The 25,407-nt window shown below is 58.3% G+C and carries 19 protein-coding genes and 1 tRNA gene; 10 read left to right on the forward strand and 10 right to left on the reverse strand.

Annotated features, from left to right (window positions below; translation table 11 throughout):
- Positions 1 to 222 precede the first annotated feature (222 nt).
- Positions 223 to 2,250, reverse strand: a complete 2,028-nt coding sequence (locus HMJ29_RS11415; RefSeq protein WP_171591609.1) for a DUF3858 domain-containing protein — start codon at positions 2,248 to 2,250, stop codon at positions 223 to 225.
- Positions 2,251 to 2,356: 106 nt separating this feature from the next.
- Positions 2,357 to 3,538 (reverse strand): MFS transporter, encoded by a 1,182-nt coding sequence (locus tag HMJ29_RS11420; RefSeq protein WP_171591610.1) that lies wholly within the window; start codon positions 3,536 to 3,538, stop codon positions 2,357 to 2,359.
- Between the two features lie 177 nt (positions 3,539 to 3,715).
- Here HMJ29_RS11420 and HMJ29_RS11425 point away from each other — a divergent pair, with 177 nt between their 5' ends.
- Positions 3,716 to 5,398, forward strand: a complete 1,683-nt coding sequence (locus HMJ29_RS11425; RefSeq protein WP_171591611.1) for a catalase — start codon at positions 3,716 to 3,718, stop codon at positions 5,396 to 5,398.
- Positions 5,399 to 5,496: 98 nt separating this feature from the next.
- Here HMJ29_RS11425 and HMJ29_RS11430 read toward each other — a convergent pair whose 3' ends face one another.
- Positions 5,497 to 7,095, reverse strand: a complete 1,599-nt coding sequence (locus HMJ29_RS11430) for a hypothetical protein (RefSeq protein ID WP_171591612.1) — start codon at positions 7,093 to 7,095, stop codon at positions 5,497 to 5,499.
- 351 nt (positions 7,096 to 7,446) lie between these two features.
- Between HMJ29_RS11430 and HMJ29_RS11435 the strand changes: the two genes are divergently transcribed.
- The 4 genes from HMJ29_RS11435 to HMJ29_RS11450 all read left to right on the forward strand — a co-directional run bounded on the left by HMJ29_RS11435 (position 7,447) and on the right by HMJ29_RS11450 (position 11,636).
- Positions 7,447 to 9,324, forward strand: coding sequence for an ABC transporter ATP-binding protein (locus HMJ29_RS11435; RefSeq protein ID WP_171591613.1), 1,878 nt, complete (start codon positions 7,447 to 7,449; stop codon positions 9,322 to 9,324).
- Between the two features lie 144 nt (positions 9,325 to 9,468).
- Positions 9,469 to 10,422, forward strand: a complete 954-nt coding sequence (locus tag HMJ29_RS11440) for a bifunctional helix-turn-helix transcriptional regulator/GNAT family N-acetyltransferase (protein WP_171591614.1) — start codon at positions 9,469 to 9,471, stop codon at positions 10,420 to 10,422.
- A 63-nt stretch (positions 10,423 to 10,485) separates the two neighbouring features.
- Positions 10,486 to 10,983: a GNAT family N-acetyltransferase gene (locus HMJ29_RS11445; RefSeq protein WP_171591615.1), complete on the forward strand. Its 498-nt coding sequence runs from the start codon at positions 10,486 to 10,488 to the stop codon at positions 10,981 to 10,983.
- A gap of 116 nt (positions 10,984 to 11,099) precedes the next feature.
- Positions 11,100 to 11,636, forward strand: a complete 537-nt coding sequence (locus HMJ29_RS11450; RefSeq protein WP_171591616.1) for a DUF4136 domain-containing protein — start codon at positions 11,100 to 11,102, stop codon at positions 11,634 to 11,636.
- A 249-nt stretch (positions 11,637 to 11,885) separates the two neighbouring features.
- Here the strand turns inward: HMJ29_RS11450 and HMJ29_RS11455 are convergent, their stop codons facing one another.
- From HMJ29_RS11455 to HMJ29_RS11470, 4 genes are all read right to left on the reverse strand, one after another.
- A complete protein-coding gene (locus HMJ29_RS11455; RefSeq protein WP_171591617.1) occupies positions 11,886 to 12,881 on the reverse strand; it encodes an XdhC family protein in 996 nt (331 codons plus the stop codon).
- A 77-nt stretch (positions 12,882 to 12,958) separates the two neighbouring features.
- Positions 12,959 to 13,435, reverse strand: a complete 477-nt coding sequence (locus HMJ29_RS11460) for a hypothetical protein (RefSeq protein WP_171591618.1) — start codon at positions 13,433 to 13,435, stop codon at positions 12,959 to 12,961.
- Entirely contained in the window at positions 13,396 to 15,702 is a 2,307-nt protein-coding gene (locus HMJ29_RS11465) for a xanthine dehydrogenase molybdopterin binding subunit (protein WP_171591619.1), read from the reverse strand. Before HMJ29_RS11465 ends, HMJ29_RS11460 begins: the two co-directional genes overlap by 40 nt.
- 156 nt (positions 15,703 to 15,858) lie before the next feature.
- On the reverse strand, positions 15,859 to 17,343 hold the full coding sequence (locus HMJ29_RS11470; protein ID WP_171591620.1) for an FAD binding domain-containing protein: 1,485 nt from the start codon (positions 17,341 to 17,343) through the stop codon (positions 15,859 to 15,861).
- A gap of 374 nt (positions 17,344 to 17,717) precedes the next feature.
- On the opposite strand from HMJ29_RS11470, the gene HMJ29_RS11475 reads away from it, so the two are divergent.
- The 3 genes from HMJ29_RS11475 (at position 17,718) to HMJ29_RS11485 (ending at position 22,037) form a co-directional block, all read left to right on the forward strand.
- Positions 17,718 to 18,659 (forward strand): hypothetical protein, encoded by a 942-nt coding sequence (locus HMJ29_RS11475; protein WP_171591621.1) that lies wholly within the window; start codon positions 17,718 to 17,720, stop codon positions 18,657 to 18,659.
- 250 nt (positions 18,660 to 18,909) lie between these two features.
- Positions 18,910 to 19,983, forward strand: coding sequence for an MJ1255/VC2487 family glycosyltransferase (locus tag HMJ29_RS11480; RefSeq protein WP_171591622.1), 1,074 nt, complete (start codon positions 18,910 to 18,912; stop codon positions 19,981 to 19,983).
- Between the two features lie 68 nt (positions 19,984 to 20,051).
- On the forward strand, positions 20,052 to 22,037 hold the full coding sequence (locus HMJ29_RS11485) for a peptidylprolyl isomerase (RefSeq protein WP_171591623.1): 1,986 nt from the start codon (positions 20,052 to 20,054) through the stop codon (positions 22,035 to 22,037).
- A 78-nt stretch (positions 22,038 to 22,115) separates the two neighbouring features.
- Here HMJ29_RS11485 and HMJ29_RS11490 read toward each other — a convergent pair whose 3' ends face one another.
- Positions 22,116 to 22,331 carry a T9SS type A sorting domain-containing protein gene (locus HMJ29_RS11490; RefSeq protein ID WP_171591624.1) on the reverse strand — a complete coding sequence of 72 codons (216 nt, stop codon included), beginning with the start codon at positions 22,329 to 22,331 and terminating at the stop codon, positions 22,116 to 22,118.
- A gap of 298 nt (positions 22,332 to 22,629) precedes the next feature.
- Positions 22,630 to 22,971 carry a cupin domain-containing protein gene (locus HMJ29_RS11495; protein ID WP_171591625.1) on the reverse strand — a complete coding sequence of 114 codons (342 nt, stop codon included), beginning with the start codon at positions 22,969 to 22,971 and terminating at the stop codon, positions 22,630 to 22,632.
- 188 nt (positions 22,972 to 23,159) lie between these two features.
- Here HMJ29_RS11495 and HMJ29_RS11500 point away from each other — a divergent pair, with 188 nt between their 5' ends.
- Together HMJ29_RS11500 and cysK are read left to right on the forward strand one after the other, a co-directional pair.
- Positions 23,160 to 23,990 carry a serine O-acetyltransferase gene (locus tag HMJ29_RS11500; RefSeq protein ID WP_171591626.1) on the forward strand — a complete coding sequence of 277 codons (831 nt, stop codon included), beginning with the start codon at positions 23,160 to 23,162 and terminating at the stop codon, positions 23,988 to 23,990.
- Positions 23,991 to 24,079: 89 nt separating this feature from the next.
- Positions 24,080 to 25,000 (forward strand): cysteine synthase A, encoded by a 921-nt coding sequence (gene cysK / locus HMJ29_RS11505; RefSeq protein ID WP_171591627.1) that lies wholly within the window; start codon positions 24,080 to 24,082, stop codon positions 24,998 to 25,000.
- Positions 25,001 to 25,302: 302 nt separating this feature from the next.
- On the opposite strand, the gene HMJ29_RS11510 is transcribed toward cysK, so the two are convergent.
- Positions 25,303 to 25,376: transfer RNA gene (locus HMJ29_RS11510), tRNA-Ala, on the reverse strand.
- Between the last annotated feature and the right edge of the window lie 31 nt (positions 25,377 to 25,407).

Genomic DNA, 25,407 nt, shown 5'->3' on the forward strand with positions numbered 1-25,407 from the left:
TTGGTTTAATCCTAAATCCGGTGGCTGGCTTTTTTCGTTTTTGAATTGCGGTAGCCTTAGTAGCACATGTAGGTATATGGGCAGCGGGTGGTTGACCGCATCCGGCAGAATTGCGGTAGCCCTAGCAGTACATGTAGGCCTGCATTGGTCATCAGGCAGTGCAGGCCTACATGTATCAGAAGTATGGGCTGCTCGAAACGGGCACTAAACTGCTGGATACCCCTATTTCCGGCGTACTACCAACATCTCGGCGCACTTGGCGGTAGCTTGCTGATGCAGCGCGCGTAGAGCGGCGTATTCGCTGGGAGTGTACTCATCCTTCATCAGCTGCAAGCGGGTAACAAGCTGCACCGTTTCGGGGGCCGACTGCGACACCTGGTAGAGGAAGCGGCCACCATTATCAGGTAAGTTCAGGGCTATTGAGGTGGGCATCTCCTGCACTGAGTAGCCGGCGGGCAGCGTGAGGGTAACCAGGGAGGTGTACTCGTGGGGCATCCCAAAATTGACGGGGTAGCGCCGGTCATCTGACTTAAACGGGTTAGAAACTGCCCCCAACGATTTCAGCAGCGGGATATAGAGCAGCTCAGGCTGGCTTTCAGGGCCCGCAAAATTCAGCTCCATTTCTACGGCCAGCGGCTTATGCACGGAGTCGGGGTTGATGAGGTGCAGCTTAGAGGGCTGCCACTCTGCCCACCGGTGGCCTAGCGAGGCCAAGTACTCACTGGGTGAGCTCTGCCTGATTTGGCGGCGGGCCTGCAGCCCGGCGTAACCGGCGTACTCCAGCTTGGTATTGCCCTGCAGGTCACCCTGGGGCGTGAGGCGCAGGCGGGTTGTCCAGAGCTCAGTATACGAGGTAGCTGACTTAAGTGACACCCAGCGGCCAGCGGCATTTGCCAGGCACCCCTGCCCATTGAGGCAGCGTTCTGGCAGCACCCCAAACGGCAGGCTGGGCTCGGTGGCATCCAGCAGCACCTCGGTGTTGTTGGGCAGGGCTACGTGGGCGGCCACGTAGTTAAACTGCGTGATAACGGGCAAATCGGTTTGCACCATGCCGTGGCTGCGGGTGCTGATGAGCAGGGGCGTGGCCTCCAGGCCTGCGGCCTGCAGCGTTTGCACCAGCAACAGGTTCACATCGGCGGCGTTGCCGGCGTGACGCTCAAAGCTCCGGCGTAGCGGCTGCGACACAAATACGGCGGGCTGGTCATTGTACTTAATGCTGCGCTGCACAAGCGCTAACACCGCCGCTGCCCGGGCCTTCTGGTCGGGGTAACGCGCTTTCAACACCTGGGCTTCGGCCGCTAACGGGGCTGCGCCCGAAATGGCGTTGCCAAACTCATCATCCTGCTGCAGAATTTTCCAGAGAGCAGCCCACTTGCCAGTTACATCGTGGTAATCATTGCCCGAGAAGTTGGTGCCGGCCAGCTCAAAGTGCACGCTCCGCAGATAATCGTGGTCGGTGGTCATGAACGGCTCCTCCCGGAAAGCCGGCGCATCTTTCAGTACCCAGCGTAGCTGCAGGGCCAGCCCCGAAATTTGGGAAGTTACGCCTGGCGCCAGCCCTTCAGAGGCGGAGGTGTAGCTGGTAGAGTAGGGCACCGTTAAGGACTCCTGCACGGCAAAAGGCAAGTAGCCGCGGGTAATGGTTTTATAGGAGTAGAACTGCGGAATGTTAGCCCTGTATTCGCTCCAACGCACCGGAATATCGTGCTCAAACTGCCAGTCCTGCAGATTGAAAATGAAATCGGAGGTAACGCTATAGGTAAACTCCACAATGGAACCCTCGCGCACCTCGGGCATGGTGAAGGAGAATTGCACGTGGTTTTTATCGAGCTTCTCCTTGGCTACCTGCGGATCGGCTACCAGCTTGGTTTGCGTTACGCGGCCATCGGTTAAGTTGTAAGTGAGGCCTTTAAGCGAGGTGATACGCTCCTGTTTGCCGTCGCGGGTATAGAGCGGGATGCGCACCGTAGCGTACTCGTAGCCGGCTTTTTGGTGAATGCGCAGGCGGGCCGTGCGCTCAAACACCACCTTAAAGTCGCCATTCCCGCCTACTATTTTGCTGATGCCATAGTCGCAGAGATATTCGGCGGGGGCAGCGGTGCTGTCGGTGGTAGCTGGCCGGGAGTCAAAATCGGTCTTGGTAACCGTGCCAAACTTGATAGGCGGAGCAGCGGCTTTTTGCGCCAACACGCGGCCGCTCAATAGCATGCAGAGGCCTACGAGCCCCAAACGGGTAACTTTTGCTAGCATGAAGATAAAATAGGATGAAACACCAGGCCCCTTCCCCAAGGAAGGGGCCGCAGTATAGAGCTGGCTAAAGTTGCACGTAATTCAGCACAGGGCCAAATAGGATGAGCTAGGCCACTACCGGCTTTTCGCGCACGGCTACTAACAGGTAGGCCAGGGCCAGCAGCACGCAGCTGGCACTCAGGGCATGCACGTAAGGCAGGCGCTCTGAGAGATTGGTGTAAATCCAACCGGCTAGCAGGGCCCCCAGACCTATGCCAGCTTCCAGGGCAATGTACATGGTTGCCACGGCCCGGCCCCGCCGCTCAGGGTGGCTCAGGTCAATCGTCCAGGCGTAGAGGGTGGGGGAGTTGAGGCCAGTAGCAAGCCCAAACAGCACGGCCGCGGTCAGGAACAGCAAGGGCGTAGTAGCAAACGACAACAGGCCCAGCGCCACCACCAGCAGCCCCGAGGACCAGCGCAGTACCGGCACGCGGCCATACGTGTCAGAAGTACGACCCGCTATGAGGCGCACTACCAGCGAGGCCACCGTGAAGCAGGTGAAAAACAACCCCTTGTTTTCAATGCCCAGCAGCCGGCTTTGGTCGGGAATAACGGTGAGCACGGCCCCATACGGGAAGAGACACAGCAGCGTAACAAGGGCCGGGGCCAGCACGCGGGGCTCCAGCACTTCGCTCCAATCCAGCTTCAGCAAGCTCCAGCTGAATTTCTCGCGCTGGGCCTGGGGCAAGGTTTCCGTCATGGTGCCCTGCACAACTAAGCTCAGTAGGGCCATACCCGAAGAAGCATAAAACATGGTATTGAGCGAGAAGTGCTGAGCCAGCAGGCCCCCAATGGCGGGGCCGGCCGCCATACCCAAAGAACCCGCCACACCTAGCAGGCCCATGGCCTCACCACGGCGCTCATACGGGATAATATCAGCAATAAAAGCAGCGGTGCCGGTAGGTTTGAAGCCCGTACTGAAGCCGTGCAGCAGGCGCAGCAGCAGGAACCCGGTAACGGTAGTGGCCCAGGGATAAAAAAAACCGCAGATAAAACACACCAGGGAGCCAAATACCATCACCGGAATGCGGCCCACGGTGTCGGCGAGCTTGCCGCTGAAGGGGCGCGAAAGACCGGCTGTGAGGGTAAAGAGGGCAATAATAAACCCTTTGTAGTCGGCGCCGCCCAGGCGGGTGAGGTGGTCGGGTAGTTCTGGCAGGAGCATGTTGAAGCTCATGAAGAACAAAAACGACGACAAGCACATCAGCCAGAAGCCGATGGTATACGTAGAAGAACGAAAAGAGGGCATGAGCTACGCGGGCAATTAGACTGCAAAGGTAGGGCCCTGGCCCGGAAGCCACAGAAAACTCCCGTTGCGGGTAGCCTTATGCCAACCGAACCCCCAAATTTTATAAGCCTGAATTCAAACAGCCTACTGGCCTAGCTGGTAGTTTAGGCAAGTTTTCCATCCTTCATTTCCGATACCATGAGTCAAGAACCAGAAAACCACACCGGATCCAATGGCCATGCCGCCAATGGCAATGGTACAGGTACGGCCGTAACCGGCGCCGGAACCTCTGAGGATACGCGTACCGCCGCTGGTGAAAATGCCCAGACGCTGACCACCCGCCAGGGTCACCCACTCACCAATAACCAGAACACCCGCACCGTGGGCAACCGTGGGCCGGCTACCCTTGAGAACTATCAGTTCATTGAGAAAATCAGCCATTTTGATCGGGAGCGGGTACCAGAACGGGTAGTACACGCCCGTGGAGCCGGCGCCCACGGCGTATTTGAGGCCTACGGCAAGGTAGGCGATGAGCCAATTGAGAAGTACACCCGCGCCAAGCTGTTTAACACCGCGGGCAAGCAAACGCCGGTATTCGTGCGCTTCAGCACGGTAGGCCACGGCGGCCACTCGCCAGAAACCCTGCGCGACCCCCGCGGCTTTGCCGTGAAATTCTACACCGAAGACGGCAACTGGGACCTGGTAGGCAACAACCTGAAGGTGTTCTTTATCCGGGATGCCATGAAGTTCCCAGACCTGATTCACTCGCAGAAGCCCGACCCGGTGCACAACCGCCAGACCGGCGAGCGAATCTTCGACTTTATCTCGAACACGCCGGAAGCCATGCACATGGTGTCGTTCCTGTTCTCGCCCTGGGGCATTCCGGCTAACTATCGCCAGATGCAGGGCTCGGGCGTAAACACGTATAAGTGGGTGAACAAGGACGGTGAAGCCGTGCTGGTGAAATACCACTGGGAACCCCAGCAAGGCATCAAAAACCTAACGGCGGCTGAAGCAGAAGCCATCCAGGCCAAAAACTTTAACCACGCCACCCAAGACCTGTACGAGAACATCAAGAAGGGCAACTTCCCGAAGTGGGAGCTGCGCGTGCAGATTATGAGCGACGACGAGCATCCGGAGCTGGACTTCGACCCGCTTGACGACACCAAAATCTGGCCCGAAGACCAGTTTCCGCACTTGCCCGTGGGCATGATGACCCTGAACAAAAACCCCGAGAACTACTTCGCTGAGGTGGAGCAGTCGGCGTTTGGTACGGGCGTGCTGGTAGATGGCCTCGATTTCTCCGACGACAAGATGTTGCAGGGGCGTACGTTCTCGTACTCCGATACGCAGCGTTACCGGGTAGGCACCAACTATTTGCAGCTGCCCATCAACGCGCCCAAAAAGCACGTGGCTACCAACCAGCGCGACGGCCAGATGGCCTACCACGTTGACTCGGCGCCCGGCCAGAACCTGCACGTGAACTACGAGCCCAGCAGCCTCAACGGCCTGAAGGAAGCTCCTCGCTCGGCCCCCGACCACATGCCCGAGTACAAGGGCCGCCTGATACGGCAGACCATTGACCGCGAAAACAACTTCAAGCAAGCCGGTGAGCGGTACCGTTTGCACGAAGACTGGGAGCGTGACGACCTCATCAGCAACATGGTAGGTGCCCTCGCCGATGCCGACCGTAAGGTGAGCGATAAAATGGTAGAGCTGTGCACCAACTGCGACCCTGATTGGGGCCGCCGCCTGGAAGAAGGCCTGAAAGCTGCCCGCGCCGGCAAAACAGCTGAAGGTGGCAACCAGTACAACGAAAGCAAAACCTCTGAGGCAGCCGCCGAAGCCGAGGCCATTGCTCACGACGCAAAGCCGTACTAGTCCTCACAAGAGTAAAACAACAAGTAAAAAGGGTTCCTGCCGCGGCAGGAACCCTTTTTACTTGTTGACTGGTAAGGGTTGACTGCGGAGAGGCTATTTTATGGAGCGATGGGGCCTGATGAGCCTACAGAATCAGCTGGCTCTGCTTCAGCAGGAGCTTCGGTGGTTTCCGCCGAATCAGATTCGGGAGTAATGGTTTCGGTGGTGACCCTGGGAGCAACAGGTTCCGGCAATGAACGACCTTCGGTGGTCAGGTCAATGGTATCAGGCTGAATATCATCAATCGTGGGCGGCGTAGCCTCTGCTTCATCCGTGTCGGCCTCTGGCTGATATTCAGGGCGGCTGACGGTATGAGCTGGAGTGGGGGTGGTTTCCCGCAGCAGCTTGCCAGACCACCGCACAATTCCCCAGCCAGCCAGCGCTACGCATACCAGCACTGCCACCACCAGCGCCACGCGCGGCAACCGCAGATGTACGGTTTGGCGCCGCAGCCCGTGCAGAGCCGGGGGTGTTTGAGGCTGGCGCTGGGGCGCGGCCGCCTTAGGGCGGGCAGCTGCCGCTGGCTTAGGTGTGGCGGTAGGCATGCCAGCCGGAGCTACCACAGGCTTGGCTGAGCTTGCTGGAGCCACCACCGCCGGAGCAGCAGCTGGTGGGGTGAGTGGGCGTTGCTGCATCTGCTCAATCAGCTGGCCTAGCTGCTGAATGCGGGTATCCAGCTCCCGGTTGCGGGCGTCGGCTTCCGTTCGGGCAGCCTTGATGGCCTCTTCTAAAGCCGCTTTCTCCTGGCTTTCCTGCTGCAACCGGGCACGAAGCTCGGCGGCCTCAGCGGCGGCTGAGGGAGCTTGCTCCAGTTGGGCCCGCAGTTGCGCAATACTCTGCTCGCGTTCAGCCTCCCGCGCCTCCATAGCCTGGCGCTGGGCATTTAGCTCAGTGTGTACCTGTTGGCTGAGCTGCTCTAGCCGTTGCATTTCCTGCTGGCCTGCCACCACAGCCTCGGCGGGGGCTCCGTAAGGGGCATCTTCCGGAATGTCAACCGCGCCCAGCCAGTACCACAGCTGGCGGGCCTTCTGCTCCCAAAAACCGGCTTCAGGAGTTTCCTCGGGCGCACTGCCTGCGGCGGCGCTGGTGGCGAGGTCGTGGGCCCAGGTCAGGAGTTCATCTTCGGAGAAGTTGAGCGCAGAGTGGCCTAGCTGGCGCAGGCGGCGGGGTAATTGGGTTGTAGCCCCCAGGAGCTGAAAGTTCTCGGCACCCGGCTGCCGGCGCAGGTATGCCTCCACGCTTGGCCCAAACTGCACGGTTTCGGCAAAAAGCACAATACCTGTAATGTACTCGGGTAGAATGCTGATGCGGGGAAGCTGGGCGGTTAGCCAGGTTGCTACGGCTTCCTGCTGGTGCAAAAACTGCTCAAAGGGATTGGCGGCGTGCTCGTCGCCGTGCAGGGTGTAAGGGCCCAGCTGCCAGGCGGCATCTGGCTGCGTAGAAATTTCAAGCAGCCCACCCTCAGGCACAAAAAGCAGTACCGTAATGCTATGAGGGCGCACTACCAGGGCATCAATCACCTCGCCTTCTACCTCAAAATTACCGAGCAGCAGGGCCGTAGTAGGGGCAGTGTCGGCTAGCAGGGCCGCACGCACAGCCTCGTACTGGGCCTGGCGAGCCGCGTCAGCAAAGGGGGTATACAAAAGGCTGTGCAGCATGAGGTAGTTGAAATATAAAAAGCGGTAACTGCCGCGCATCAGCTGCTAAAGAGCCGCAGCGGGTACGCCGTAATGTACTGCGTTGGGTAAGCGTTGATTGGAAACTTACCTGAGCCAGCGGGCTTTGGTTGCTGGTTCATAACGCAGCAGTTTTCAGCTGCATTATACAACACGGTGACGGGAGTAAGCCAGCGTGATGCCGAGGGCCCCTGATAGGAACGGAACGCCCTCAATCGGCAAGGCTATAGCTAGGCTGCGCAAAAGGCCCCCCTAGGCCACTAAAATATTACCGGTAATACTGCCAAAACGGCCGCGTTATGGTTTCGGCGCGAAGTGTGCCGTACACGGACTATGGCTCGTTCTGACTCTTTTTTTTCTACAATATCCGCCAAAAAACCGCGGCCCGATGGTAAGCCGGCCCTTTCGGTGCAGGAGCGGTTTTCGGCTTTGAAAAACCTGCCGGAGTTTCTGCGTCTGGTTTGGCAGACCAGCCCGGCCTTAACCCTCGGCAATATAGGTCTACGCCTGCTGCGCGCGGCGTTGCCCGTGGCCATGCTTTACATAGGCCAGCTGATTCTCGACACGGTAGTGCAGCTAAGCCGGCAACCCGCCCCAGACCGGGTATTAGCTCCGGTGATGGGGCTAGTGGCACTGGAGTTTGGTCTGGCAATTCTTTCTGATGCGCTGGGCCGCGGTGTGGCTCTGCTCGACTCGCTGCTGGGCGACCTGTTTGCCAATCAGACTTCCGTGCGCCTGATGGAGCACGCGGCCGAACTCGACCTCGATCAGTTTGAGGATAGCGTATTCTATGATAAGCTGGAGCGCGCCCGCCGCCAGACCCTGTCGCGCACCGTGCTCATGGCCCAGGTGCTCAGTCAGGCCCAGGACTTCATCACCATGGGCTTTTTGGCCGTTGGCCTCACGGCCTTCAACCCGTGGCTGCTGCTGTTGCTGCTGGTGGCGGTGGTGCCGGCTTTCCTCGGCGAATCTCACTTTAATGAGCGTAGCTATTCGCTGGTGCATGGCTGGACGCCGGAACGGCGTGAGCTAGACTACCTACGCCAGACCGGGGCTTCCGATGAAACGGCCAAAGAGGTAAAAATCTTTGGGCTGTCGGGCTTTCTGATTGATAGATTCCGGACCCTCTCAGATGAATTTTACCAGAAGAACAAAGACCTCGTGATTCGTCGGGCGGGCTGGGGTACGTTCTTCGCGGCCGTGGGCGCTGGGGGGTATTATGCTGCCTATGTCTACATCATCAGCCAGGCCGTGTACGGGCGCGTGAGCATTGGCCAGCTAACGTTTCTGGCGGGCTCATTTGGCCGTATGCGGGGTTTGCTGGAAGGCATCCTGAGTCGGTTCAGCTCCGTGGCTGAAGGTGCCCTGTACCTGCAGGACTTTTTCGATTTCTTTCACCTGCAGCCCCGTATCCGGCGCGATGACACGCAGCCGGTGCGCCCATTTCCTCACCCTATTCGGCAGGGTTTTACCTTCGAGAATGTAGGCTTTAAATACCGCAATGCCGAAAAATGGGCCTTGCGTAACCTTAACTTCACGCTGCAGGCTGGCGAGAAGCTGGCGCTGGTAGGTGAGAACGGCGCCGGCAAAACCACCCTCGTGAAGCTGCTTTCCCGCCTCTACGATCCCACTGAAGGCCGAATCCTGCTCGATGGCTACGACCTGCGTGAGTACGACCCCGCCGAACTGCGCCAGGAAATTGGCGTTATCTTCCAGGACTTTGTACGCTTCCAGCTTCCAGCTGGCCAAAACCTGGCTGTTGGTCGCATTGAGCAGAAAGACAACCGTCCGCGCATTGAGCAAGCAGCAGCCCAAAGTCTCGCCGACTCCGTAATTGCCAAGCTACCTCAGGGCTACGACCAAATGATTGGCCGGCGCTTCAATGGGGGCGTTGACCTGAGCGGGGGCGAGTGGCAGAAGATTGCGCTGGGCCGCGCCTATATGCGTGAAGCACAACTGTTGATTCTTGATGAGCCTACTGCTGCCCTCGACGCCCGCGCTGAGTACGAGGTGTTCCAACGCTTCAACGACCTTACCCAGGGCAAAACCGCTGTTCTTATTTCGCACCGGTTCAGCACTGTGCGTATGGCCAACCGGATTCTGGTTATTGAGAACGGGCAATTTGTGGAGATAGGCAGCCACGAAGAACTGCTGGGCAAAGGTGGCCGCTACGCAGAGCTGTTTCAGCTGCAGGCTGCTGGATACCGTTAATGTACAGCACATAAAACAGGCCTAGGATAAGATACTAGGCCTGTTTTATGTGCGTGGGAGTTGGATCAGTAGTCAATTTAATTAATGCTCATAAAGGGTTTAATAGTATTTGTAAGTACTTACATAAATGCTTTTATTTGTGTCATGAATTTCTTCGAGGAAGTGGGTACTGCCGCGCTGGGGAGCAGGCTGCGGCGCCTCAACGACATGATGACCAGTCAGGCTGCGGAAGTATACAGCTTGTACCACGTGCCCTTTGAGCCCCGCTGGTTTCCAGTCTTCTACACGGTGGCATCAGCGGCTGGCCGCCACATTGGTGATATTGCCGAAAGCATCGGCCAGACCCATGCGGCGGTAAGCCAGGTGGTAAAGGACTTAGCAAAGCATGAGCTGGTAACCGTACAGCGCGCTCAAGTGGATCAGCGCCGCAGTGAAGTGTCGCTTACTGAAAGGGGGGCTGAGCTATGGACGGGTCTGCAGCAGCAAACCACCGATGTGCGCCAAGCCACGGAAGAACTACTGGCAGAAACGCGGCATAACCTGTGGCTAGCCCTGGGCGAGATGGAATACGCGTTGTCGCGCCAAAGCCTGGCGAGCCGGGTGAAAGCCATTCGCGATGCTCGCGTGGCCGGAGAGGTACATATTCTCGAGTACCAGCCCCATTACCATCCCGATTTCAAGCGCCTCAACGTGGAATGGATTGAACGCTATTTCCGCGTGGAAGAAGCCGACCTCAAAGCTCTAAACCACCCAGATGAATACATTCTGCAGCGGGGCGGCCACATACTGCTAGCTGAATACCACGGCCAGGTGGTAGGCACCTGCGCCCTCCTGCGCATGGATGACGACACGTTTGAGCTGGCAAAAATGGCCGTTTCGCCCACTGCGCAAGGCCTGGGCATTGGGTTCCGGTTGGGCGAGGCGGCTATTGCCAAAGCTCAAATGCTAGGGGCCCGGCGCCTGTACTTAGAGAGTAATACCAAGCTTGCGCCGGCGTTGCAGCTCTACCACAAGCTCGGATTTCGCAAAACCGTGGCCGGGCAGCCTTCGCCCTATGAGCGGTGTAATATTCAGATGGAGAAAATATTAACTGCCTAAACGGGCAGCGCGAATGTGCACCTGCTACCTGAGCCTTAGGCCACCCTCACCATATTGCGCTTTATGCCCGTTGTTTTCCGTTTTCTGCCCGACCTGCCGCCCCCTGGCTCCGACTGGGAAAACCTGCTGGCGCTGCTCACTACTATTTTCTCCACTATCGAAGGGCGGCAAGCGGCTGAGCTACGCTACCAACAAGCCCGCGGGCCGGTGCAGGTGTGGCTGGCAGAAGCCGAGGGAAAACTGGTGGGGTGCAAGCTAGGCTATGAGCGCAAGCCGGAGCACTATTACAGCTGGCTGGGCGGCGTAGAGCCCGCTTACCGGGGGCAGGGCATTGCTGCCGAGCTACTGCGCCAGCAGCACACCTGGTGTCGGCTGCAAGGCTACCAACGCATTCGTACCCAAACCTACAACCAGTGGCGCGCCATGCTGCTGCTAAACCTAAAATCGGGGTTTGATATTGTAGGAACGCAGCAGGGGGCATACGGCTTAGTTATTGTATTGGAAAAATCAGTGCTGCCAACCAAAACTGCTGAGGCACAAAGTTATGCTAGTGAAAAGTAGTTGATAATTGGCACGGAGAGCCGTATCTTAGGCAAGGTTCCACCCTGTGCTTTTTGTCTATGAAATGGTTTTTACTTCTGCTAGTAGGGCTCAGTATGGCCCTTTCCAGCTGCTTGATGTCTCGGGAGGCTCGTGTAGAGTCTGATTACAGCTTTTCGGGGCAGTTCCGGCGTTACCGCACCTATGAGTTTGTGACCGGCGACGGTATTGCCTCCGACACCAGCCGGCTGGGTGAGGCTGTGCGCGATGCCATTCGTACCCGCATGAAGGTGCAGGGGTATCGCCCAGCCCGGAGGCGCCCCGATCTGCTGGTAAACTTTCGGCTGTTTGAGGGCACCATGCGGTTTCGCGGCTATCAGCAGCCCGATTTCTCCCGCTGGGTAAAAACAGGCTACGCCGATGATGATGAAACCCCCAATGAACAGCGCCAGGGCTATAGCCCCGTCCGGATGCTACTACTTGATGGTACCCTGCTGGTAACCCTCATCGATAACCAAACCAACCGGGCCGTCTGGAACGGTTATGCTTCCGGAGTTTCCGTACCCACGGGCCCCCAGGGTGAGCTTATCCTGCGCCGCTCAGTGCGCTCCATCTTCGACCAATACCACGTCTTTACCGAAGGCTACCTGCAAGGCAACAACAGCGGGGAGTAAGCGGTGAAATTGTGAAGTTGTGAGTTTGTGCATGAGCAAAGAAGCCTAACAACTCCGTTCTTGCGAGCGGAGCGGCAACATTCTTAACTGGCTCTCTGCCATCCTGATCTAGTCAAAAGCTCTTACTTCTACCAAGGAGGTAAGAGCTTTTCCAGTCTCTAGGCTTTTCACTGCGAAAAGAAGGAATAGCAGCACTTGCTTAGCGTGCTAGTGCTTCGTTCCACTGACACGCTAAGCCACTTCATAAGTTCACTTCGTATTCCTAACCCGGATCAACTCCGCAGCTATGCTGATAGCAATTTCCTCAGGGGTGCGGCTGTGAATTGGTAGGCCTATGGGAGCTGAGATGCGGGCCAGCTGCTGCTCTGGGGTTCCTTCACTGCGGAGGGTGCCCAAGAGCTCAGTGATTTTGGCCTGACTGCCCAATGCGCCCAAGTACCGGACCTGGTGGCCTAGCAGCTGCCGCAGTACCACCAGATCGGAGCGGTACCCAACGGTCATGATGAGTACGTACTCGTCGGGGCCCTCCGGTATTTCGGCGGCTATGGCCTCGTAGGCCACTGTGCGCTTGTGGTGAGGGAAGGGGTTAGCTAGGAGTGTTGGTAGGTCCGGGCGGTCGTCAAGAACCGTTAGCTCAAAATCTAACGCCGCCAGCACGCGGCACAGCGCCAGGCTTACGTGGCCCGCCCCAATGATGGTAGCCCGGGAGGCAAAGCCCAGCCGTTCCTGATACTGCCACTGCTCTCCGGCCTGAAAGCGGTACCGCGGCGTGCCTGGCGGTACCGGCAGCACCCGTAAGCCAGTAGCCCCCGACAAGGCCAGTAACCCGCCCGTGTGCTTGCTCAGGGCCTCTTCGCACGCCACCACCGCGGGCAGGTCAGGCAGGGATAAGGGCAGGAACAGCACCCATTGCTCACCCGAGCAAATCATGCCGGAGCGGTCGGTGGGGGAGTCTTTACGATGGATTTGTGGGCGCAGGAGTGGCCTGGGCTGCGGGTCAAGTAAGCGGGTGCGGGCCAGTTCCACAAACTTGTGCTCCATAACGCCGCCCCCGATAGAGCCGACCGTTTCAGTAGCCGTTACGCTCATCTTAAAGCCCTGCCGGCCCGGGCTGCTGCCCTCGCTGGCCAGCACGCACAGCAGCGCTACCGGCACTCCGGCCCGCAAGTTGGCGGCCGCGTGCTGCCAAACAGGTAAGTCGCGCGGTGTGGCGGGAGAGGTGTAAGGCTCAGGAGTAATTAACATGGAGTTTAAGGTAGGCCCGGTTGCCGTAGCCCGCAGTTTTCACAGGAAAGCCGCCAAGAGTAACGGGCTACTTGCAGTTACCAGTTGGCGCTAAGAGCGTAATAAACGGCCATGACACCCGAAAATAAAGCGCTGACCAGAAACCGCCGGTCAGCCTGCAGCTTGTTCTGGATGTAGTAGTTCACCAGCAACGACACCGGCGCGTTCAGCAGAAACGAACGGGCAGCCATTGGGAGCAGGTCCCAGGTTATTTGATCGAACTGGCCTGCGCACAGCCGGATGAACACAAAATGGCGCGCAATCCAGAGAGGATTAAAGTAGGCCAGGGCCAGGGAGGCCCGCCGGAGTTGGGCCGTCCAGCCGGGGCGGTGAGGCACCCGGTGGTCAATCCAGCGGAAATAAGTGGGTACTTCCCAGGCGTAAATAGTGCCTGCAATGAAGGCAACGCCCAGCAGGCGTGACCAGGAAAACTCATGTTGAAGCAGAGCCGCGGCCGTATCGCCGGCGGCGTAAATCAGAGAGCCACGGACGTGGTTACGGTAGTTGAAGCGCAAGCGGGGGTGAGTAAAGCGTCGGGGTACAGGCTGAGCAGTACCTTTTCAGGGGTGATAGGAGCGGAAAACGGGAGGGAGGCACCGGGGCGGAAGCTGCGGATAGCGTCGCGCACGGCGAAGTAGGCCCCAATGCCATACATCAGGGGGGGCTCGCCCACGGCTTTGGAGCGCATGATGGCGTTAGGGTGGCCAGGAGTATCCAGGAAATGCACGTCAATGACTTTTGGCGCTGAGTACAGGTCCGGGATTTTGTAGCTATTGAGGGAGTTGCTGAGCAGGCGGCCTTCGTCGTTGAACACCAATTCTTCCAGCGTCATCCAACCGAGGCCCTGCACGAGGCCGCCCTCAATCTGCCCGCGGTCAATCTGGGGGTGCAGGCTCTGGCCGAAGTCGTGGGCAATTTGTACTGCATCAAAGGTATAGGTACCCCGGAGGCAGTCGACGGTGACGGTGGTAAGAGCCGTGCCGTAGACGTGGTAAGCGAAGGGGTGACCCTGGTTGGTTTGGGCGTCGAAATGAATGCCAGGCGTGGCGTAATGAGCGTTTTCCGTCAGGCTCACCCGCTGCCAGTAGGCTGCTGAAACCAGCTTCTCCCACGTAGTATCGGCGGGCGTGCCGGCTGCCAGCACCTGCTCGCCTTCAATGGTGAGGCCCTCATAGTCCATCTGCAGGTCGGTGGCCGCCAGGCGCAGCAGCCGCTCGCGCAGGGCCAGGCAGGCCATTTCAGTGGCTTTGCCGTTGAGGTCGGCGGTGGCACTGGCGGCAGACGGGGAGGTATTGGCTACGCGAGTGGTGTTGGTGCTCTCCACTTTCACGCGCTCCGGCGAGATGCCCAGGGTGCGTGCCGCCACCTGCATAATCTTGGTGTTCACGCCCTGGCCCATTTCCACCGCGCCGGTGCTCACACCCACCGAGCCATCGGTGTAGATGTGCACCAAGGCGCGGGCCTGGTTCATGGGGGTTTTGGTGAAGCTAATGCCGAAGCAAATGGGCATTACGGAAAGGCCTTTCTTGAACTGCTTGTTTTGGGCGTTGAAGGCCTCTACCTCGGCTCGCAGAGAAGGCAGGTTATACAGGCTGGCGGTCGTGTCCCAGGCTTGCTCAGCGTGGCAGCCCTCGGTGGGCTGGCGGTAGGGCAGCACATCACCCTCCCGGAGTAGGTTGCGCCGCTGCAGCTCTGCCACCGGCACGCCCAACTGCTCCGCCGCACACGTCAGCGCCGACTCTATCACGAACATGCCCTGCGGACCGCCAAAACCCCGAAAAGCGGTGTTAGGCGGCAGGTTAGTGCGGCAGCTATAGGCGGTGGCCGTCACGTTCGGGACGAAGTAGCTGTTGGTAGCATGAAACAGCGTCCGCTCCAGCACAGCTGGCGAGAGGTCGGCGGCGGCTCCGGCATTCTGGTAGAAGGTAGCCTCGTAGGCCACTAGCTTCAGGTTTTTATCGAGGCCAATTTTGAAGTCGGAAGAGTAGGGGTGGCGCTTGCCGGTCATGCGCATGTCGGCCATGCGGTCGAGCACCAGCTTCACTGGCCTACGTACCACAAAAGCCCCCAGCGCAGCCAAGGCACCCCAAGTGGTAGCCTGGTCTTCTTTACCCCCAAAACCACCCCCAAGGCGCGTAACATCAACTTCTACCTGGTGCATACCAATGCCTAGCACCCGCGCCGTATGGCGTTGCACGGCCGTTGGCCCCTGGGTAGAGGACACCATGCGCACCCCGCCCATTTCGGTGGGGAAGGCGTAAGCACCCTGCGTTTCTATGTACAGGTGCTCTTGCCCGCCCGATTCTGCCACGCCCTCAAATACGTGCGCGCACTGCGCCCAGGCTGCTTGCGTGTCACCGATCTGGAAAGTGCGCGGTGGCACAATCAGCTCATTTTGCGCGGCGGCTACGCGTGGGTCAGTGATGATGGGTAGGGGCGAAACCTCCACCCGCACGTGGCCTAGCGCGGCATGAGCCTGATGCTCGGTTTCGGCCAGCACCAGCGCCACGGGCTGCCCACGAAAGTGCACGTGGCCTTCCGCCAGCAGGGGCTCATCGGGCACGATACCACCAATCTGGTTCTCCCCGGGTATATCCTGGGCCGTAAGCACGCGCACCACTCCCGGTAGCTGCAAAGCGGCTTCGAAATCAATGTTCAATAGCTTACCATGTGCCACCGGCGACTCCACCACGGCCGCGTAGAGGGTGCCCTGTTGCACCAAAATATCATCGAGGTACTGCGATTCGCCGCGCACATGGCGGGCCGGGTCGAGGTGATTCATGACGAAGAAAATGACACGAGGCTTTCGCTACGTGGTGGTTTTAAAAACTGACCTAGGCCAGTTGGTGAGCAATTGCGGCGGCTTTACAAACTCCTCAGAACGTCATGCTTCGGCAAGCCGACGCCCGATGAAGTATGACGTTCCTTCTTTGCGTCTCTACAGTAAATCCGTCAAGCTCAACTGCTCCGGAAAGAACTGCAGGAAGTGAGCTGCCAGCAACTGCCGTAATAGCAACCGCTTGTACTGCACGGTGCCGCGTACGTCACTGATCGGGCTGATTTCCTCCTGAGCCAGCTCCAGCGCACCACGTACGGTTTCAATGCTGATTTCACGCCCAATTAAGAACTCGGCCGTACGAGGCAGCACCAGCGGAATTGGGCCTACGCCACCCGCTGAGAGGCGCGCCGCTTCTACTAGGCCACCCTGCACCCGTAGCCACGCCGCCGAGTTCACGCTGGCAATATCCAGGTGCGTGCGCTTCGAAACCTTCTCAAAATTGAAAAAGTCAGCGGCTTGGGGCGCCTGAAACTGAATGTGTAGCACCTGCTCGTCGGCGCTTTTGGCTAGCTGCTTGTAGCCCACATACAACTCCTGCAATGGCAGCTCTCGCCGCTGACCTAGGCCAGTATCTTCCAGCGTGATGCTGGCTCCAAGAGCTAGGAAGAGAATGGTTAGGTCGCCGATGGGGGAGGCGTTGATGAAGTTGCCCGCCACCGTACCCATGTTGCGAATGGGCGTGCTGGAAACCAGCTTCAGGTGCTCGGGCAGGCGCGGCAGCAACTCCCGCATTACCCCCGACTCCATAAGCTCTTGGGCCGTAGTGGCAGCCCCCAGTACAATGTTGTTGCCCTCCCGACGAATACCGCGGCGCTCGGGCTGGCCGTACACCAACTGCACTGGCATTTCCCGCAGCTGCTCGGGGCGCTGTACCAGCAGATCAGTGCCGCCGCCCAGCACCTGGGCGCGGGCTGCTGTGGCTGCATCTAGGCCAGTTACGGTAGCAGTGTGACCATTCTGAGACTGGTTAATGCCTGCTGCCACCGTCTCTGTAGCATTTCGCAACGCGGTGAGCTTAGCCGGAATATCCTGGAAATAGCCTGGCACAAAGCCCTGCTCTGCCAGCCAGGCCAGGGGCTGCTCGGTAGGCCTATCAGTAAGCTGCTGCTGCAGAGCCAGCGTGGCCCGCTCCAGCGACTTGTAGCCCGTGCAGCGACAGATGTTACCATCAATGGCCGCTAGCGCCGTTTCTGGGGTGCCGGGCTTTTGGCTGAGTGAGTGCCCCGTTAACGACATCACGAAGCCCACCGTGCAAAACCCGCACTGCGAGCCACCTTCCGCTACAATAGCCTGCTGAATGGGCGTGAGCGTGCCCCGTGCTGCGTTAATACCCTCTACCGTTACTACATGACGGCCGTGGGCGTTGCCCAGCGGCGTTAGGCACGAAGTCATCGACTGGTAGGCCACTGTTTGTCCGCCTGGCTGCAACTCACCCACCAGCACGGTGCAGGCCCCGCAGTCGCCCTCCCGGCATCCAATTTTTGTGCCCGTCAGGTGGCGGTTATAGCGCACAAAATCAAGCAGGGTACTGCCCGCCGGTTGGGTGGTCCGGATGAGCTGATCGTTAAGATAAAACTGAAGCATGAGCAAGGCAGAAAACAGAAGCGGAAGGGAAAGTTACGGCTTTTTAACCTTCTGGCGTAACAATTCGGTAACATAGCTGTGGGCCCGCAGGTAGGCGTATGGCCTCATTGTTACCCAAAAGGCAAGCGTGGGTTGAAGCCCCCTCACTTGGCTGGCTTCAACCAAATAGCCAACGGGTATAAGGGAAAGTTAAGTCAGAAAGCGCTGCTGAACAATGCCCTGCCACCGCCAGCGTTCAAGCATGCAATACCCTTGCGAGTGGAAATATCACCGCTACCTCACAGAAGGCTACGTGCGCATTGCCTACTTTCGGCCCGGTTTTCGCCAGCAGCCCCATCAGTGGCTGGTGGCCAGTTCTTCCCTGTTTCGCTCTTATGAAAGCATTCTCCTCTCTCCGCTCGGTATCCGGGCTGGCTATGGTGGCCGGCCTGCTGGCTATGGCCTCCTGCACAGCGCCCCGCGCCATTGTTAGTACTGGCAAGGTTACGCCCAGGGGCGAGTTTAAAGTAGGTGGTAACCTGGCCTTCAATGTGCCCACCGAAACCATCAGCAAGACCGGTTCGGCCCTGATTACTGCCGCCCGTGAGGCCGCTAACAAGGACACCGTACGTTACAACCAGACCATTGAAAACCTGCAGGTAGCTGCCATAGCCTATGTACTCGACCCTGTGCGGCCCTCCTCGGATCTGTATGTGCGGTATGGTGTCATCGACCGCCTCGATGTAGGCTATAAATACGCTTTCGGCTCGCACGTATTTGATGCCATGTATCAGTTCCTGGGCCCAACGGGTACGCCTGAGAGTCCCGGCAGCCGCGAAACCGGCGTTACATACGGGAGCATTGGGCTGCAATACGCCACCCAGCGCGCCAAGCTGCCCAGCGTGCCCTTTCTCGACAATGTGAACGATGTGCTGGGCTTCAAGGCTAGCCGCCACGACCTGATCATCCCGCTGGTATTCAGCCAGTCGTTTGGAGCTGAGGAGGAAATTGGCGCCATTTCTTACGGCGTAATGTATGCTCACAGCTTCTTGCGCTACGGTTTTGAGCCGCGCAACGTGTACAACGGCCCCGGCAGTGGCTCCGTAGCCGATAAGATTCCGGACTTGCCCGTGGCTAAGCAAAACTTCTCGTCTTTTGGTGGCTTCATCAACGTGAAGCTGGGCTACCGCTACGCTTATGTTATCCCGGCTTTGTCGGTGTACTACCAGAACTACGGTGAGTATCAGTTGCTGAACAACCGCACTGCCTCGCTTAAAGGCGTAACGTTCATTCCGAGCCTGGGCCTGCAATTCCGGGTGCCCACGTCTCGGCGATAGGCCTAGGCCAGTAAACTCATGAAAAAGCCCGCGTACGGTTTGGCTTCGCCAGGCGCAGTACGCGGGCTTTATTGTGCCTTCGGCGTTTGCATGTGGCCTAGAGCCGGCTTTTACCGCCCGTATTTTGCTAAGAGTTCAAGACTCACTTCTTGAGGAAGAGAAGCGCGAAAACGAATGCCGCAGATCAGTGCATGAAGTCGAGCAAAAGCCCCACTTTAGCGCCCGGGCATTCGTCCTAACAAAAAGCTATATGAATATTCTCTACGGGGTTCCGGGCGAGGGCTTGGGCCACGCTACCCGCAGCAAAGTGGTTATTGCGCATTTGCTGGAGCAGGGGCATAATGTATGCGTGGTAAGCAGCGCGCGGGCGTATCAGATGCTGGCAGCCAATTTTCCGGGTCGGGTGCACGAGATACGAGGGTTTCACCTGGCTTACCGGAAGCTCACCGTTTCTAAGTTGCGCACCGCCACCCTTACGTTGCGCACCGCCCCGGAAAACCTGGTTGTCAACTTCCGCAAGTACCAGGAGTTGCTCTGCGACTTTGAGCCTGAGCTGGTGATTTCCGACTTTGAGTCGTTTAGTTATTTCTTTGCCAAGTGGCGTCGGCTCCCGGTAATCAGCATTGATAATATCCAGATTATCAGCAGGGCTAAGCTAGATATCACGGTGCCCGCCTCAGAGCGGGGTAACCTCACAGTAGCCCGTGAGATAGTGCGCGCCAAACTGCCGCGCAGCCAGCATTACCTGATAACCAGCTTTTTCGAGTTGCCCTTAATTAAGGAGAATACCACGCTGGTGCCGCCTATTATTCGGCCCGAAATTGTGCGAGCTACCCCTGGCACGGGTACCCATGTGCTGGTGTACCAGTCAGCCACTAACCAGAAAGACTTGGTGCCCATGCTCCAGGAACTGCCGGGGCAGGAGTTTCGGGTGTACGGGTTCAATAAAGAGGAAACGCACGGCAATGTGCACCTGCAGGCTTTCAGCGAGCAGGGTTTTATTGATGATTTAGCCAGCGCCCGTGCAGTAGTAACCAACGGTGGCTTTTCCCTGATCAGCGAAGCCGTTTATCTGCATAAGCCCGTATGTGCCGTGCCCATTCCGGCGCAGTTTGAACAGTTTCTGAATGCCGCTGAAATTGAGAAGCTAGGCTACGGCCGCCATTTCAGCACCATCACCCCCGATAATCTGAAGGCCTTCCTCTATGACCTGAGCAGTTTCGAAGAGGCCCTCCGCCGTTATGAGCAGCACGGCAACGAGATACTATTTACCCAGCTGCAGGAAGTGTTAGCGGGAGTGAGCCAAACTCTGCACCAAGATTAAGTGGCCGAGCACGCTACTTTTTACCAAAGCCGCCGCTACCTCCGCCGAAACCCGTATTTTGGGCAACCATGACTCATTCTGCCCTCTGCCGCTTGGCAGCTACGGTGGCTGGTACAGGCTGCGCACTGCTGCTGGCCTGCACTGCGCAGCCGCCGGCTGCAACTGTACCCACCACGCTCAACAAGTTTACTCAGGATGCCACCCTGCGCCAGATAGCCACTGCCCAAGATGAGCGTAACACGGCCGCCTTGTTGCCCTTTCTGGAGGGGCCTGATGCTACGTACCGACGCGAGGCAGCCATGGCACTAGCATCGGTGCAGAGCAAAACGGCCACTCCTGCCTTGCTGGCCCGGCTGCAGGATGCAGAGGCATCTGTACGGCAAGCTGCTGCTTATGCGCTGGGTCAAACCGCCGACTCTACCGCTGAGGCTGGGTTACATAGCTACATCCTCAAGGAAACCAACCCTACCGTTCGGCGCTACGAGCTGGAGGCCTTGGGCCGCTGCACCTCTCGTAGTGGCCTAGGAGCCCTGGTGCGCTTACCAGCAGCTCTTGCCTCTGATACGGCGGCCCTCAGCGGGCAGGCTTGGGGGCTTTACCGGGCAGGTTTGCGCGGCTTAACATCTGAGGCAGCAGTGGGCCGCTTGGTTCAGCTACTGGGAAGCTCAAACCCGTATGGGGCCCGTTTAGCAGCCGCTAACGCGTTGGCTCGCACACGAGGCCTCAACCTGCTGCCCTTTGCCGCCGCTATTAGTGCGGCGGCTCAGCAAGACCCTCGGTATGAAGTGCGCAGCGCGGCGGCCGCCGCGCTAGGAAAGGCCGCGCAGGCACCCACCGTACCTGGCTTGCTGGCCAGCCTCGCCCGCCGCGACCCTGACTACCGGGTGCGGGTGAGTGCGCTACGTGCCATGAATGCGGCCATGTATACTCCCGTGAAGGAGGCTGCCTGGGCGGCGCTGACTGATGCCAACGCCCAGGTAGCTTTATCAGCAGCTGAGTATTTTCTGGCTTACGCCACCAACGAACCTGGTACTCTCTTTCTGGAGAAGGCGGATAAACTCACGCAGTGGCGAGTGCGCAGCACGTTGCTAGCGGCCGCGCTCAAACAGGAGACTACGGGCCGTGAGGCTATCAGATCGGCAGTGCAAGCTCGCTATGCCGCGGCTACCAGCCCTTATGAAAAGGGCTATTTGCTGAAAGCCCTGAGCGAAGACCCGGCGGCGTTTGAGTTTGTACGTCAGGCCACTTTTGCGCCTAACCAATCAGTAGTAATTGGCACTTATGGTATGGAAGCGCTGGTAGCTATGCGCCATCAAGCCAACTTTCCGGCCAGTCAACACGCCGAATTTGCCCTCACGCTACGCCAGGGCGTGCTAAGCCAGGATGTAGCCCGTATGGGTATTGCCGCCGAGGCCATCCGCGACCCAAAGCTGGACCTGCGCCGCCTGCTACCAAACCCCGATTTTCTGGTGCAGGCCCGCGACCGGTTAGTGCTGCCCCGCGACCTGGAGGCCTGGCAATCGTTGCAGCAGACCATTGACTACCTGCAAAAGCGCCCCGCCACCCCGGTACCAGTAGCCACTGCCGCCACGCATCCCATCAATTGGACGCTGGTAGGGGAGTTGCCAGCCGCGCAACGCGCCGTGGTGCATACTGAGAAGGGTGATATTACGCTGCGCTTACTAGTGGAAGAGGCTCCTGGCTCCGTGGCCAACTTTGTGGAGCTTACGCGCCAGGGATTCTACAACGGCCGCAATTTTCACCGGGTAGTACCCAACTTTGTGGCCCAGGGCGGCTGCCCACGCGGCGACGGCTGGGGTAGTTCCGACTACAACATTCGCTCGGAGCTGGGAGACCGGCGCTACGGGGAAGGCGCCGTTGGACTAGCCTCAGCGGGTAAGGATACCGAGAGCTGCCAGTGGTTTATCACGCACGCCCCCACCCCGCACCTTGATGGGCGCTACACCATCTTTGCTCAAGTAGTAAACGGAATGGACGTAGTCAGCCGCCTTGAAATAGGTGACCGTATTGATAAGGTTGAGTTGATTCGTTGAACGAGTTTACAACTGCCCTGTAACATAAAAAGGCCTCCCTTAACTAAGGAGGCCTTTTTTATAGCAATTAAGTAAGGCTTATTGCTTAATCAAACACACTGGTTTACCGCTGTTCTTAAGGCCAGCTACCTGAACCAGATACGTTCCCTTAGCTAGGCCAGTGGAGAGCTGCAGCGTTACCTCCGTAGCATTGGCCGGAACCACTTGGGTGAGCACGAGCCGGCCAGTAAGGTCGCGAAGCTGAATCTGAGTCGCCGCGGCCAGGGCTGCGGCGGCTGTGGCAAAATGGGCCATGCCAGTGCCCGTAATATCATTGCCAGGGGCGGCGATACATCACTCGCCGGGCAAAGGTCGTTAACGTACAGGTTTATGCGCAGAAACTGTTGCCCGTAGGCCAGGCAGCAGCAATCTTGCAGCCAGCAGAAGTACTGATTGGTTATTAGCTTATAATGAGGTCAGAACGTTACCTGTCACGTGCGGCTGCCGCAAGTTGTTTTCAGTGCTTGTACCCTGGAAAAGGAAGAGGCCTGGCTCTGAAACAGAACCAGGCCTCTTACCAAGAGCCTCGGGTAAGATTACCAGATATTATGGGTTACTCTTCGTCGCGCCCGTGCACTTGGGCTGGGGGCGAGGTAGCTTCTACGGCCGTGAAGGATTCTAAAATTTTGTACGTGTGCGTTGCACCTTTAGGCACTACCCAGGAGTTGCCAGGTTCCAGCAACACCATCTGCCCCTCTATGTGCAGCTCGGCGCGCCCTTGTAGCACGTAGCCTACCGTCTCGTAGGGCCGGGCGGCGGGCTCTTTGGCCTCTGCCGGCGACTCGTTTTCCCACATGCGCATAGATACGCTTTTGCCCGAAGCTAAATATTTTTCGCCCTCAGCGCCTTTAGGAGAGTGGCGGGAATCTACTTTCGTGATGGTCGTATCAGACATGGTGCCGTGTGGTTTAAGTAAATGGAAGGAATCAGGTAGGCTAACGCAAAGTCGTCTGTAGCGGTTGCTGCCTGAGTCCATTCTAAACCTTCGGCCCGCTAAGCAGGTTGCTGACTGATCCTAGGCCTATATCTTACGGCTTCGCGCAGCGTACTGCTCGCTGGCCCACGCTTGTAGTTTCCCATCGCATGTCGCACGATGCATTTATTCAGGCCCTGACGCAGGCCCACCAGCAGGCCGCCGCGCCCTTGCCCGGTCCCGGCTTTTGTCACCTGGCTGAGCAGCTTCTTAACCTGCTGTTTCCTGAACGGGCCGAGCGCCCCCTGCGTAACGCCGACGCCGTAGCCGCTACTCTGGGCATCTGGCAAGATGATCTAACCACCCTGCTGTTGGCCGTGCAAACGCCCCAACCCGCCGCGGAGCTAGCCGCCGACTGCGTTGCCAGTTTACCCGTGCTGCGAGAGATGTTGCTGCTTGATGCGCAAGCTATTGTGGCCGCCGACCCTGCCGCTGGAGGCCTGGCTGAAGTAGTGGTTACCTACCCGGGCTTCTATGCCATTGCCCTGCACCGTTTTGCCCACGGCCTCTACCAGCGCGGAGTTCCCCGCGTGCCCCGCCTCCTTAGTGAGTATGCCCACCAGCGCACCGGCATCGACATTCACCCGGGAGCCCGGATTGGCAGATCCTTCTGCATCGACCACGGTACGGGCATTGTGATTGGAGAAACGGCCGTAATTGGAGCCCACGCCAAGGTGTTTCAGGGGGTTACCCTGGGTGCTTTGAGTGTGGCCAAGCACCTGCAGGGCATCAAGCGGCACCCCACCATCGAAGACCATGTGGTGATTTACGCCGGGGCTACTATTTTGGGCGGCAATACAGTAGTCGGCAGCCACAGCATCATCGGCGGCAACGTGTGGCTGACGGAGAGCGTGCCCTCGCATTCGCGGGTGTACCACCGGGCCCAGATTCAGGTTACCCGCGCCGAAGACCCCGCCGCCGACATCACCTTCTCCATTTAACCATCTTTAACAGAGCCTGGAATAGACAAGACACCCCCTAGGCTTGTTATTGATCTTTGCTTCTCTCTAAACTCACAGCTTACTTCATTATGAAAGCTACTTCCATTCTGGATACCATTGGCAACACCCCGTTGCTGCGTCTTAACCGCCTCTTCGCGCACCGCCCCGATGTGGAAGTGTGGGTAAAGCTGGAGCGCACTAACCCCGGCGGCAGCATCAAAGACCGTATTGCCCTGGCCATGATTGAGCAGGCCGAGAAAGACGGCCTGCTAACCCCCGATTCTCTGATTGTAGAGCCTACCTCCGGCAACACGGGCGTAGGGCTGGCCATGGTGGCCGCCGTGAAAGGCTACAAGATTACCGTGGTAATGCCAGAAAGCATGTCTATTGAACGGCGCCGCCTTATGGCTGCGTACGGCGCTAACTTAGAGCTCACCCCCCGCGAAAAAGGCATGAAGGGCGCTATTGAGAAAGCCGGCGAGATTGTACGCGACACACCTGGCGCCTGGATGCCCATGCAGTTTGAAAATTCCGCCAACATTCGGGTACACGCCGAAACTACGGCCCAGGAAATCCTGCGTGACATGCCTGAGGGTTTTGACTATCATATCACTGGTGTAGGCACCGGTGGCCACATTACGGCCGTAACGGAGGTGCTTAAGCCACTGTTCCCGCGCATGAAGACCTTCGCGGTAGAGCCTGAACTGTCTCCCGTTATCAGCGGCGGTGCCCCCGGTCCGCACCCCATTCAAGGTATTGGGGCAGGCTTCATTCCCGCCAACCTCCACCGCGAGGTCCTAGACGGTACTATTCAGGTAAGTCAACAGGAAGCCTTTGATATGACGCGCCGCGCCGCCCGGGAAGAAGGCATTTTTATGGGCATTTCATCTGGGGCCTCATTGGCCGCTGTAGCCAAAAAGCTCGATGAAGTTCCTGAAGGGGGGCGTGTACTCACCTTCTGCTACGATACCGGTGAGCGGTACCTTTCTGTAGAAGGTTTGTTTGTCTGATCACAGATGTAGGCGGCGCTTCTGCTTCTATTGGGCCGCCATTGTTGAGGCAGCTGGCGGTTCTACCAGGGGGTATGGGCAGTAGGTCGAAGAACGTCAGGCTAAGTTCCGCTTCAGCACCCGTTTTCAGCTACCGCTCACGGGCCTTAAGCCACCAGAGTAAAAACAACAGAGCCACCTCACACAGGGTGGCTCTGTTGTTTTTACTCTGGTGGCAATGAACTCATATAGTACAACCCACCCAGTTGGGGGGGTGAAAAGCAAAAAGCCTAACCGTGAGGTTAGGCTTTTTTGAACGAGAGTGGAGAATATCGGAGTCGAACCGATGACCTCTTGCATGCCATGCAAGCGCTCTAGCCAGCTGAGCTAATCCCCCGTTTATTGCTTACCGCCCGCCGGTTGCGTTT

This window comes from Hymenobacter taeanensis, from assembly GCF_013137895.1.
Lineage (GTDB): Bacteria > Bacteroidota > Bacteroidia > Cytophagales > Hymenobacteraceae > Hymenobacter > Hymenobacter taeanensis.

Coding starts and splice junctions, on each gene's coding strand:
- HMJ29_RS11415 (WP_171591609.1), bottom strand. CDS start 2,250: ATGCTAGCAAAAGTTACCCGTTTGGGGCTCGTAGGCCTCTGCATGCTA.
- HMJ29_RS11420 (WP_171591610.1), bottom strand. CDS start 3,538: ATGCCCTCTTTTCGTTCTTCTACGTATACCATCGGCTTCTGGCTGATG.
- HMJ29_RS11425 (WP_171591611.1), top strand. CDS start 3,716: ATGAGTCAAGAACCAGAAAACCACACCGGATCCAATGGCCATGCCGCC.
- HMJ29_RS11430 (WP_171591612.1), bottom strand. CDS start 7,095: ATGCTGCACAGCCTTTTGTATACCCCCTTTGCTGACGCGGCTCGCCAG.
- HMJ29_RS11435 (WP_171591613.1), top strand. CDS start 7,447: ATGGCTCGTTCTGACTCTTTTTTTTCTACAATATCCGCCAAAAAACCG.
- HMJ29_RS11440 (WP_171591614.1), top strand. CDS start 9,469: ATGAATTTCTTCGAGGAAGTGGGTACTGCCGCGCTGGGGAGCAGGCTG.
- HMJ29_RS11445 (WP_171591615.1), top strand. CDS start 10,486: ATGCCCGTTGTTTTCCGTTTTCTGCCCGACCTGCCGCCCCCTGGCTCC.
- HMJ29_RS11450 (WP_171591616.1), top strand. CDS start 11,100: ATGTCTCGGGAGGCTCGTGTAGAGTCTGATTACAGCTTTTCGGGGCAG.
- HMJ29_RS11455 (WP_171591617.1), bottom strand. CDS start 12,881: ATGTTAATTACTCCTGAGCCTTACACCTCTCCCGCCACACCGCGCGAC.
- HMJ29_RS11465 (WP_171591619.1), bottom strand. CDS start 15,702: ATGAATCACCTCGACCCGGCCCGCCATGTGCGCGGCGAATCGCAGTAC.
- HMJ29_RS11470 (WP_171591620.1), bottom strand. CDS start 17,343: ATGCTTCAGTTTTATCTTAACGATCAGCTCATCCGGACCACCCAACCG.
- HMJ29_RS11475 (WP_171591621.1), top strand. CDS start 17,718: ATGAAAGCATTCTCCTCTCTCCGCTCGGTATCCGGGCTGGCTATGGTG.
- HMJ29_RS11480 (WP_171591622.1), top strand. CDS start 18,910: ATGAATATTCTCTACGGGGTTCCGGGCGAGGGCTTGGGCCACGCTACC.
- HMJ29_RS11485 (WP_171591623.1), top strand. CDS start 20,052: ATGACTCATTCTGCCCTCTGCCGCTTGGCAGCTACGGTGGCTGGTACA.
- HMJ29_RS11490 (WP_171591624.1), bottom strand. CDS start 22,331: ATGGCCCATTTTGCCACAGCCGCCGCAGCCCTGGCCGCGGCGACTCAG.
- HMJ29_RS11495 (WP_171591625.1), bottom strand. CDS start 22,971: ATGTCTGATACGACCATCACGAAAGTAGATTCCCGCCACTCTCCTAAA.
- HMJ29_RS11500 (WP_171591626.1), top strand. CDS start 23,160: ATGTCGCACGATGCATTTATTCAGGCCCTGACGCAGGCCCACCAGCAG.
- cysK (WP_171591627.1), top strand. CDS start 24,080: ATGAAAGCTACTTCCATTCTGGATACCATTGGCAACACCCCGTTGCTG.